This window comes from Ketobacter sp. GenoA1, assembly GCF_003671475.1.
In the GTDB taxonomy this organism is placed as follows: domain Bacteria; phylum Pseudomonadota; class Gammaproteobacteria; order Pseudomonadales; family Ketobacteraceae; genus Ketobacter.
The window spans coordinates 618,577-629,738 of record NZ_RCHM01000009.1; the positions used below are offsets into that span (position 1 = coordinate 618,577).

Consider the following 11,162-nt stretch of genomic DNA (forward strand, 5'->3'; position numbering starts at 1 on the left):
TTCACTCCGGATAGTGGGCTAAAGTGGGCTGGTGAAACAAAAGAAGGCGACTTTGGGTCGCCTTCTTAGTATAGGGCAGTGCAGACAGCACGTTGAGCCCAGTGTGAATATCAGAAATACTGCTGATAGACCAGAGGGCCGAATGCCACCAGCACCAGTGCGATGGCCATGACCGTAATGGGGAGGACGTAGCGTTCATGGCGTATCCAGAAGCTTTTGCCTTTGGTTTCCTCTTTGGCTTTTGCGATTTCTTCCTCGCCGACCACCTGCCGGGTCAGCAGGTGGTTAACCGCCACCGGCGGGCTTAGGTAACCCAGTTCAAACGCCACCAGGGTGATCATCCAGAAATGCAGCGGATCGATACCCTGACTGTACGCGGCCTGAGCAACGGTACCCGATACCAGCACAATGGCGCCGAATGGATCCATGATCATGCCGATGATCACCAATACCACCACCAGCGCCAGCATGGCCGTCCAGGTGCTGCCGAAGAAATCACTCTGTGCCGCCACTTCCTCAAAGATGCCGGAATCCTCGATCACGCCGCCCACGGTCAGGCTCAAGGCCATAATGGAGAGCAGGGCGCCGATGTGCACCGTGGTGTCGGTGGTGGCGCGGCGAATGGAGCCTTCCAGGCTGCTGGCACGCACTTCGCCCTCATAGGTTTCATGCTGTTCTCGCTCTGCGTGCTTGATGGTGTATTCGTAGACCAACAGCAGCAGAATGATCATGGGCAACACCACCGGCGCGGTGTGTTCATCCAGGTGGGCATCCAACAGGAAAGCGTAAGCCGCAGCCGTGACCACAAAAATCAGCACGTAAGGAATGAGGGGGCGGAAGGCTTGTAAGCTGGGCGCCAGTGCTTCGGAAACCGGTGCAATTTTCATGGGGCCCTGTTTGGCGATCAGTGATACCGCGAAGAACAGGAACGAGGTGAGCAGGAACACTTTCACACCCCAGCCATACATCATGTCGGTGGTGACTTCCTTGTTCAGCATGGCGATCAGCAGTACCAACAGGCAGGGGCGCAATACCACACCCAGGCTGCCACTCATGGCTGTGGCCGCCAGTGCCAGGTTGCGGCGGGCACCCACCCGGCGCAGTTCAGCGTAAACCACGGCCCCCATGGCAATAATGATGATCCCGGAAGCGCCGGTGTAGGCGGTGGGGACAGCCATAATCACCACGGCAACAAACGCCAGCAGCTCCGGCGGCAGTTTCCAGGGCTTGAACACGCGGAAGACATATTCACCCAGATAGGTTTGCTTCAGCAGCATACCCACCCAGATATACAGGCCTATATTCAGGAACAGGGATGACTGATCCATGATTTTGTCAACGAACAGAACCATGCCTTGGGGGTTTTCAGTTTCCAGGATAAAGAAGCGGGCCGAGCTGATGGCCATATAGGCATAAAGAGGCACGGCTAACAGGGCTTTGCCGATACTGCCGCCGGGTTTGGCGGTTTTGGGGATATTGAACAATTGCACCAGCGCCACCAGCGACAGTGCACCAAAACCAAACAGGTAGAACCAGCGGATATGCTCGTTCTGAATCAGGGTACCGGATGCCCAACCATTGGTCAGGTAACTGTAGGCGGAATAGGTCAGTGACAGGTTTGCGAATAATTGCGCGGTAATACCAAAACGGTATTCCAGAACCGTCTGCATTGGGCGCAGGCCGATATGGTGATGGGTCAGTGCGGCGGTAATAGCACAGACAAAGAACACGATGGCCAGAAATACCTGAGTGTTGTCACGACGGAACTGGGAAAGGGCGGACAGCGTCATGTCAACGGCAACAAAGCGGTCCAGGTTGTCTGTTTTCTGGGCCAGGGTTTTTTGCGCAGCTTCGTGCTTCATTCGGCACAGCTCGACCCGCTTGCCCAGGGATTCACGAATAGCATCCCGGTTGATATCTTCAGCACCGAACATACCACCGAAGGGGTCACTTTCGGCTTCTTTCTGCTTCTGCCTGACAACCTTCTGGACTTCAGACTCGATATCGACATTGGGATCACAGGTGGGAACAGGGACATCGAGCCGAAGGATATGATAGTCGGGCCAGATATGGTTGCCCAGCTTATTGAGCTGAGCATTTAGATTCTCCCCGATACTGAGAAACAGTACCCCCAGAAGAATAATGATAACCGGTAATGAGGACAGCCACTCGCGCAGAGAGCGTCCCAGAAAGTTTATGTTCATTTCCCACCACATCTAATTTTTGTGATTAATCACTAGTTGTAATTTTTGTTCGTGCTGCCTACTAGACTGTTGGCCCCGGCAAATGTTTCAGGGCACAAAGTAAGTCAGTCATATCCCTCAAGTAAAAAAGGCAACACCACAAGCACTACGTAAGGACGTCCAAAAAATAAAGCACCAAATTATAAGAGTGTCAGCCACTGTGTGCCATACATCACAGAATGTTTTTCGAAACTTTTACACTAAATCGTTTTGTATTGTAAGTGGATGAGTCTATGGGCGTAAAAAAAGCAGGCTGACTGTATAGCCAAGCCTGCTTTTTTTGTTTACCGCTGTGCTTACTCGCGGTCTTTGGCGGTGCATTCAGCCAGGGCGGGATCTTTCTGGCAGCGCACTTTGCTCAGGAAAGAGAGCATTTTTCCATCATATAGACCCTGATCTCTTAACTTCAGGCGGGATTGACGGAACATTTCCATGTAGCCTTCCTTGTCTTTTTCCGGCAGGTCCAGCCAGTAACTGGGCTTAATGCTCTTTTCCGCCGCATTCACCACTTCCATGGCTTTGCCATACTGGCTCCAGGCATAGTTTCGCGAGCTCTGACCGAAGCCTTCGGGGAAGCGGTCATGCCGTGCGACTATTTGAGCCGTAAGCTGGATGATGGAGAAATTGACGATAGCGCCGTCGTCACCGAGGCCTTTGTAGAGTTCCAGTGCATCATAGGCAACCGCAGGAGCACCAATGATGTCGACGCTGCCGTTGTTGAACATGGAGCCGAAGTTGGTCAGGGAGACGGATACGGGAGACGCGCCGACAGACTCAATCATAATGGCCTGGGCCTTGTCGAAATCCATGGCGGCAAATTTTTTGCCGGCCAACTCGCCCACGGTGTCGATGCTGCGGTCGTTGGTGAACAGGTAAGCCGCACCGCCGGGCAAAATGCCTGCGATTTCATAATCACCGGACACCATCAGCTTGGCTAATTTGGGATCTGCCAGATACTGCAGTACCACGCGCATATGGGATTCATCGGGTATGGCACCGATGGAATCCAGGGTGCCGGTGAAGCTATTGAATTCACGGGCGCGTAAGCCGGTAATACCTGCGGCGTCACAGGCACCGGATTTCAAATCTTCGGCCGCAATTTTTTCATCGGTATAAACTTTCAGATCCAGATCCACACCCCACTTAAGGGCATTCAGACGGTAATCTTCCATCTGGCTGGCAACGGGGCCGGACTTACCAACAATATCCCACACACACAATGTGCGTTTGGGAAGGTCAGCGGCGAACGCAGAAGTGCTCAGCGCTACAGCGCCGGCAGCGATTGGGGTTAAAATAGATTTTAGCAATGTGTTCATAGCCTCATCCGGAAGTTATGGTTGTAATAGTTGTGTAATCCTGAAGCCGTTAACGGCTTCAGGCAGTCGTAATACGCTGGATTAAAGCAGTTCGTCCAGCAGGTTCTGGTCCAGTTTGACTTCTTCCTTTTTGTCATCCCAGAAGGAGCCATACTCCCCGATCGGGGTGCGATGGCCGGTATTTTCAGTCCACAGTCGATCTGATAATTCCAACAACAGATCACTGGCCATGACGTCCAGCATACGATACTCACGATTAGACGCCGTTGACTGGACAGAGTTCGCATGTTCGCGAATGATATTCCTTACGCGCTGCATATTGCTGTCGTTATAGGATACCAATGCGTCCAGAGCAGAAGGCAGTCGTACACCTTCGTCCATACCCAGTTGACGCGCTTTGTCCAGCTCAGCCCAGGGGTCGACACCTTCCGGCGTCACGCCGGGAACAATGGTCCACAATGAGGACCGGATTGCTTTGGGCAGGCCCCACCATTTCCGGTTGTGTTTTTGGTCGTCCAGGCAAGCCATTCCACGTTCCGCTTTGGGGGCGACGTTGAAGGGTACGCCGACCGCCATGTTGGCTTGCACATCGGCAAGGGCTGCCTGCAGGCCGGCCACGGATCCAATCATCCATATAAGTTGTTCGAAATCGTTGTCAAACAGGGGGCAGTCATCACCCGGTTCGCCCAGAGCCCGAACCAAGGCCTTGTAACTGGCGTAGTAACGGGCCGCGGCAATAGCGTGCCAGCGTTTGGCTTGGATGCGGGCATCCTGTGCCTGAGTGATACGTTTTTCGCCGGAGTAGCGTGAGTATTCCAGTTCCAGCTGAATCGCACGTTGTGACGCGCAGGTCCCGCCCACCAGTCCCAGCAGGACTTCCAGTTGGTCCGGCGGTGTGGTCACCGTAGAAAAAGACATCAGCAGGGGAGTCAGGGCTTCCCCGGAAGCACAGGCAATCTTAGCGTCATCGGTAGTCAACAAATAGGGCACCATTACATCTTCTCCGATGTTGGTCATGGTATCCCCAGTTACTTTATACACGACAGATGAACAGCCGCTTAACAGAACTATCCCAAATGTAGCTACCGCAAAAGCAATCTTTTTTGCCAGGCGGCCGTTAAAACTAAAATGCATGTGGTGGCTCCCTACATTTTATTATTGTGGTTATTACGTTTTTGTTGGTTTTTTCGATCTTTAATAAGAGACTGAAACGCCCATACGGTACATCGCTGTTACCGTATAGGCAAGTTCATATCAATAAATAAACTTTTAAATTAACAGAAAAAAACAATTAAAATCTTGCGTCTTTTTCGATAAAGAATTAGACAATTTTTCTATATTGTCTCAGGCTGGATGGTGGTCAATTGAACTGATCTTTGATCGCCTTGCCGGCGTCTTCGATGGCTTCCCCGCTCTGCCTGATCAGTTCACTGCCGGTATCTTTCATTTTGCTGCTGACCCGTTTGTCCTCAAAGGGATTGCTCAGAATGGGCTTGTCGCGACCAATGTTGACGCCCGCCGCCAACCCCAGAACGCCACCGGCGAACATACCTAGAATCAGATATTTAATGGCTTTCATATAAAGGATGCCTTTTGGTTTAGTGATCGGTAATCAAAGCCACGTAGTGTAGAATAGCCGGCGTTTTCATTCCATCGGCGTGACCGCAAATATGCTATCAGACGAACTCAAACAGCAGATCCAGCTGGCCTACCGAACCTTTCTGGACAAGAAGGGGCTCACACCCCGCTATGGGCAGCGGTTAATGATCGCCGAAATTGCCCGGGGCATCGCCGGTGTGGTTCAGGATAATGACGGTAAACGTACCGGTGATCAGCACGTGGTGGTCATTGAAGCCGGTACCGGTACCGGTAAAACCCTGGCTTACTTGCTGGGGGTGATGCCGGTGGCCAAGGCGATGGGCAAGAAGGTGGTACTGGCCACGGCGACCGTCGCACTGCAGGACCAAGTAGTGAATAAGGACATTCCGGAAGTGCTGCGTAACAGTGGATTCAGTTTCAGTTATGCATTGGCGAAAGGGCGGGGGCGTTATCTGTGCCTCAGCAAACTGGATCGACTGATGACCCCGGGCCAGGAAGCGGGCACTAACCTGGCGCTGTGGGAAGATTTTCAGCAATATGCCGTGGACAAGCACGAAGCCGAACTTTACCGGGCGATGGATCAGGCAGTGGAATCCCGGGCCTGGGATGGTGACCGCGATAGTTGGAGTGATTCGGTAGACGACCTCACCTGGCGGCGGGTGACCAATGATCATCGGGGCTGTACCGGGCGCAGTTGTGGATTCTATGAAGACTGCCCTTTTTATCTGGCCCGCAATGATATCTATCGTGCGGACCTGATTGTTGCCAACCACGATCTGGTGTTGGCGGATCTGGCCATGGGGGGCGGCGTGGTGCTGCCTGCCCCCGAAGACACGGTGTATGTCTTTGATGAGGGGCATCACCTGCCTGATAAGGCGCTCAATCATTTCTCCTGTTCGTCTCAGGTACGCAGTACGCTGAGTTGGCTGCAGGATCTGATCAAAATGCTGGATTCGCTGGTGGACAGTTCGGATGCGCAGGGCATGGCTGCCGGTGTGGTTGCCAGTGTGCGGGACATCAATGCAGCCATGGCGGAGGGCCTCACCCTGCTGCTGTCAACGCTTACGCCGCTGGCTGACGCAACGGATCAGGTTGAGTCGGAACAGGGTAAACTGGTGTATCGTTTTGAACACGGTGTGGTCCCTGAAGCACTCCGTGACCAGTCTGCGCAATTGCTGGCGCCTTCCCGTGAGTTGGTTAAGCAATTGCAGCTGGTGGTGGATTGGTTGCAGGAGGGCATGGAGGGCAAGCGTTCAGATATTACGCGGCCGGATGCGGAAGCCTGGATGCCCCTGATGTCCACTCAATTGGCGCGCGCGGAAGCGCTGATGACAGTATGGATGCGCTACGAGGCAGCCGACGATGAATTGCGGGCGCCGGTGGCACGTTGGCTCAACTTTACCCAGAGCCCCCAGGGCTTGGATGTTGAATTGTCGGCCTGCCCGGTGTTGGCCAGCGATGTGTTGTCGCGCTACCTGTGGTCCCGAGCCTTTGCCGCCGTGGTGACCAGTGCGACCTTGACGGCGCTGGGCAAGTTTGAGCGATTCCAGTTTCGCTCCGGGGTGCCCCCCACCAGTCATTTCAAGGCGGTACCCAGTCCGTTCAATTACCAGGAGTGTGGCCGCATTGTTGTGCCCGATCTGGCCTGTGATCCCACCAATGGTACACGCCATACCGATCAGCTGGTGTCATATATCGAGCGTATCTGGCAACAGCAGCTGGGCACTTTGGTCCTGTTCAGTTCCCGCCGTCAGATGGATGAGGTGTTTGAGCTATTGGGCACCGAGGTGCAGGATGCGGTGTTAACACAGGGGCGCCTGGGCAAGGCCGAAATGGTGAGACAGCATAAGCAAAGGGTGGATGCGGGCAGTCACAGTGTGCTGTTCGGATTGGCCAGTTTCGCTGAAGGTGTGGATTTACCGGGAGCCTATTGCAGTTGTGTGGTCATCGCCCGGTTACCGTTTTCCGTGCCGGAAGACCCGGTGGATGCCACCTTGGCGGAGTGGATACAGAAGCGGGGTGGAAACCCCTTTATGCAAATCGCAGTGCCGGATGCGGCGATCCGCCTCAAGCAGGCAGTGGGACGGTTGCTGCGCACGGAATCTGATCAGGGTTCCATCGTTATTTTCGATCGTCGAATCGTTGATAAACGTTACGGCAAGCTCCTGTTGCAGAGCCTGCCGCCGTTTCCATTAGTGCGCCAGTAACATCAGCTGAGCGTGGACCGAATGTAGAACTGAGTGGTGAAATCCACATAGTTACCCAAATGTTTGGGCTCCAGGTTTTTGACCACTTTGTGAATGACCGCATTGGAGGCTTGCTTAACCCCTTCAATTCCCACGCTCAACAGTTTGCGGGTAATGGCACCGATTTTTACCGATTCCGTGGGGCGCAGGAAGAAACCATCGATAATCACTTCAACCAGCCGTTCATAGCGGGCCATGACCGCTTCCAGATCCGAAGGCTCAAAGTAATCCTGGTCCCCTTTTTCATTTAGGATATCGTCCAGACCCTGTGCCAGTGATGCATCAATTTCCTGTACGAGATACCACTCTCCGCTTTGATCGGGTGCAGTATTCTTAATCATGCTTTGCCACAGATCAGCGACGTTCTTCATTTCTTCCGGGCTGGCTTTCTTGTAAATTTTGGCTGACAGCATGGCCGAAGCCTTGTTACTGGTGCTGGCGCAAAGGTTGATAACTTTCTGGCCTACGGAGTTGACCTGGGCAATGGAAACGGTCTGGATCAGCAAGTAGTCGATGACTTCATCGGTAAGCTGAAGAATGACGGCATAGAAATAGTCGCCGGCTTTCGGGTGCCCGGCTGAGGCCGCTTCCAGAAATCGGTTGGACAGGGATTCTAATGTGGGGCTGAGTGGGAAGCCCACATGGGGTGCGCCGCAGGTCATGGGTGATCCTTTTTATAGTTTGTGCAGTGGGCTGTCTGACAATTTGCGAGGAGGTTACCTGGGATTTTCCAGTAGCACAATATTTTGCAGATGCAAGTTTTTAAGTTTTCCACAATTGCTGTGGATAACTTTGTGCATAAACTCTTTAAAAGTAGACTGAGGTGGCATGATGTCGTGGCTGTCTACATTTTGTGTAATAATTGATCTAAATATAGGTATTTATATTAAAATCAATTACTTATATTTTTTTAAATGAATGGAAATTAATTTTGCCGGGATTTTGGCGCGGGATTCGACAGGGGATTCTGTATAAAAGGGCTGTTGTTAATAAACGCAGCCAGAGCCCTCTCTCAAGGGCCCTGATTTAATGCTGTAACAGAAATAATTGTGCAAATAACAGCCAGTTATTGGTAGGATTCCACGATATCATGCATGCGTGAGGAGGGGTTAACCAGGCGAAATCCGGCATCATAAAGTTCGTTGTCCTGGTCGCCCTGGCACCAGCGACATTCCACCTGGACATCCACTGTAGACGTGTCATCCAGGCTGGATGCATCTTCGATTTCCAGTACGTACTGGCTATCCTTGTGCATGGGTTTATCGCTGGTGATCAGCAGTCCGCTGGGAGAGATATCAACCACATGGCCGAACAATGCGTTGGTTCCCGGCTCAAAAACACGCAGGTAATAGATCAAGTGTGTACGTTGTTCGCTGCGTTGGTCGTCCATGGTGCGCTCTCCTGACTGACTGATGCTCATCATCACGGCTAAGTGGGGGTTGGTTTAAAAATAGCCTGATGTTCAATCCGGGTCAATATGGAAGGGTTTGCAGTCATGGCTTGTCAGTAGGGGTGTGAGTATATACATTGCATGCCTTACGTATAGTGCACCGTTATATAAATTTGGTCACGGGGGTTACACCAACATTGATTAGATATGTGAGCCAAATCGGTTTGCTCGCATGGATAGGGTTGCTTTTACCGGTGTTGGCACAGGGGGCTCAGCACAGCGCCCGTGTCGTGAGCGTTGCCGAACAGAGCGGTCCCATTAGCGTATCCGCTTCTCTGGATTACGTGGAACAGAGCCACCGCGTCTATACCATTGAGGACATACTCGCCGATCAAGCGGTGGGGGATATCCCGTGGATAAGTAATCGCATGGATTCTCCGGGGTTTGGTTTCGATGCCAATACTTTCTGGTTTCGTCTGGTGGTGAGTAACAGCACGCAACAGACGCTGGACCGCTTGTTTGAAATTAAAAATCCGGTTCTGGATGAGGTTCTGTTCTACCAGGTCGATGCAGACGGCTACATTGTCAACGTGTCCAAAACCGGCGACCGTAATCCGGCGTCTGATCGCCCTTTCTTTCATCACAATCTGGTGTTGCCGTTTGAGATCCCCGCAGGGGAGACCCATTACCTGTACTTCCGGGTAACCACTGCTGGGTCGCTGGAGTTTCCACTGGAAATGTGGACGCCCGGCGATTTTCAGGAGCGTGATCAGGTGAAGTTGCTGTTCTTCGGTGCTCTGTTCGGCATCCTGGTGGTGATGGGCGTATACAATTTCTTTATATATGCCCTGTTTCGTGACGAAAGCATGGTTTATTACGCGGCCTTCTCCATAGGCCTGATGTTCTTTCTTGCCACTATGCATGGGTTTACCACCCAATATCTATGGTCCGACACACCCTGGTTGCGGGAAAACGCACTGGTGATCGTAATACCCTTGACGTTGTTTTTTTCGTTAATGTTTTCACGCCATTTTCTCCAACTTGAGCAATCGTATCCACGTCTCAACCAGATGATCATTATGCTGGCCTCGTTGTGCCTGGTGTTGGCGGCCGCGGCACCATTTTCCAGTTACGGGGCACTGATCCGTCTTAATGCAACCATGGTCATACCGATCTGCGCCGGTGGTATTGTGGTGGGGCTGTTACGTTGGTTGGGAGGCTATAAGCCGGCCCGCTACTTCGTCATAGCCTGGACGGCGTTCCTGTTGGCCATTACTTTTTTCGCCCTGTCCAAGTTTGGCTTGTTTTCCCGCAGCGGCATCAGCGAATACGCGGTGCAGTTGGGGGCGGTGGCGGAGGCTGTGCTGTTTGCTTTCGCCCTGGCAGATCGAATGAATACCCAGCGCAAGGCATTTGTTAAGGCACAGGCCAAAGCCTTGGATCTGCAGAAGCGGGCCAATGAGCGGTTGGAGGCCAGCGTTGCAGAACGGACTCAGGAACTGCAGGGCGCAATGGAAGAGCTGGAGGATGCCAATCAGCGGCTGCAGGCATTGAGCATGCAGGATGGTTTGACCGGTATTCGCAATCGGCGTTACTTTGACGAGAAGCTGGAGCGTGAATGGCACCGTGCGCTGCGTAACCAGGAGTCGCTGGCGATGCTGCTGATTGATATCGATTTCTTCAAGGCATTCAACGATAAGCATGGTCATCTGGCGGGGGATGAGTGTTTAAAGCTGGTTGCTCAATTGATCGAACGAACGTTGACCCGCCCCTCTGATTCAGTTGCCCGCTATGGCGGTGAAGAGTTTGCTGTGATCTTGCCGGAAACGGATATGGAAGGCGCCGTTCATGTGGCTGAGAATATCCGCCTCGCCATCGAGCAGGAGGCGCTGGAAGTAGAAGGTCAATGCTTGCACGTCACGGTCAGCATCGGTGCCTCCGCGTGGATACCACAGCCTGATCAGGGGCAGCAGGAGCTGATCGCGGTAGCAGATCAATCCCTGTACCTGGCCAAGTCCGCTGGCCGTAATTGCACGCGTATACCGGTTTAGGATACCACCCTGTTTAAGATGCCACCGGTTGTTGCAATGGTTTTAGTTGTAGCCCAGCTCGAATGAGGCGTTGGTGTCTTTTTCGGCGACGGTGGGTTTGTAGCGTTGCTTGGACTTGAAAAAGTGGCCAAGACCATAGCCGTAGATGCGACGCTTTTGCTCAGGTGAGGTCGTTGTCTGAGGGGGCGTACTGGTGGTTTCCGTTTTCGTGTTACTCATCGCTCGTCTCCAAACGGGGGTGGCTCCTACCTATCCGGCCCGTCATATTGGTTGCCTGTTTCAAATTAATTCAGATTAATTCTACAGATTGCCCGCTG

The 11,162-nt window shown here is 52.8% G+C and carries 9 protein-coding genes; 2 read left to right on the forward strand and 7 right to left on the reverse strand.

Annotation, left to right across the window (positions count from 1 at the left end):
• Window positions 1-110: 110 nt before the first annotated feature.
• From D9N13_RS04155 to D9N13_RS04170, 4 genes are all read right to left on the reverse strand, one after another.
• Window positions 111-2,204 (reverse strand): TRAP transporter large permease subunit, encoded by a 2,094-nt coding sequence (locus D9N13_RS04155; protein WP_290586247.1) that lies wholly within the window; start codon window positions 2,202-2,204, stop codon window positions 111-113.
• A gap of 335 nt (window positions 2,205-2,539) precedes the next feature.
• A complete protein-coding gene (locus D9N13_RS04160; RefSeq protein ID WP_290586251.1) occupies window positions 2,540-3,559 on the reverse strand; it encodes a putative solute-binding protein in 1,020 nt (339 codons plus the stop codon).
• Between the two features lie 81 nt (window positions 3,560-3,640).
• Window positions 3,641-4,576 carry a hypothetical protein gene (locus D9N13_RS04165; RefSeq protein WP_290586254.1) on the reverse strand — a complete coding sequence of 312 codons (936 nt, stop codon included), beginning with the start codon at window positions 4,574-4,576 and terminating at the stop codon, window positions 3,641-3,643.
• Between the two features lie 343 nt (window positions 4,577-4,919).
• The gene (locus tag D9N13_RS04170; RefSeq protein WP_290586256.1) at window positions 4,920-5,138 is read right to left on the reverse strand and encodes a hypothetical protein; all 219 of its coding nucleotides are present in this window, start codon (window positions 5,136-5,138) and stop codon (window positions 4,920-4,922) included.
• 91 nt (window positions 5,139-5,229) lie between these two features.
• Between D9N13_RS04170 and dinG the strand changes: the two genes are divergently transcribed.
• Window positions 5,230-7,365 carry an ATP-dependent DNA helicase DinG gene (gene dinG, locus D9N13_RS04175; protein WP_290586259.1) on the forward strand — a complete coding sequence of 712 codons (2,136 nt, stop codon included), beginning with the start codon at window positions 5,230-5,232 and terminating at the stop codon, window positions 7,363-7,365.
• A gap of 2 nt (window positions 7,366-7,367) precedes the next feature.
• Here dinG and D9N13_RS04180 read toward each other — a convergent pair whose 3' ends face one another.
• Together D9N13_RS04180 and D9N13_RS04185 are read right to left on the reverse strand one after the other, a co-directional pair.
• The gene (locus D9N13_RS04180) at window positions 7,368-8,066 is read right to left on the reverse strand and encodes a hypothetical protein (protein ID WP_290586261.1); all 699 of its coding nucleotides are present in this window, start codon (window positions 8,064-8,066) and stop codon (window positions 7,368-7,370) included.
• 404 nt (window positions 8,067-8,470) lie between these two features.
• Window positions 8,471-8,794, reverse strand: a complete 324-nt coding sequence (locus D9N13_RS04185) for a PilZ domain-containing protein (RefSeq protein WP_290586264.1) — start codon at window positions 8,792-8,794, stop codon at window positions 8,471-8,473.
• Window positions 8,795-9,018: 224 nt separating this feature from the next.
• On the opposite strand from D9N13_RS04185, the gene D9N13_RS04190 reads away from it, so the two are divergent.
• Entirely contained in the window at window positions 9,019-10,845 is a 1,827-nt protein-coding gene (locus D9N13_RS04190; RefSeq protein ID WP_290586266.1) for a diguanylate cyclase, read from the forward strand.
• Between the two features lie 42 nt (window positions 10,846-10,887).
• Here the strand turns inward: D9N13_RS04190 and D9N13_RS04195 are convergent, their stop codons facing one another.
• Window positions 10,888-11,064, reverse strand: a complete 177-nt coding sequence (locus D9N13_RS04195) for a hypothetical protein (protein ID WP_290586269.1) — start codon at window positions 11,062-11,064, stop codon at window positions 10,888-10,890.
• Window positions 11,065-11,162 lie beyond the last annotated feature (98 nt).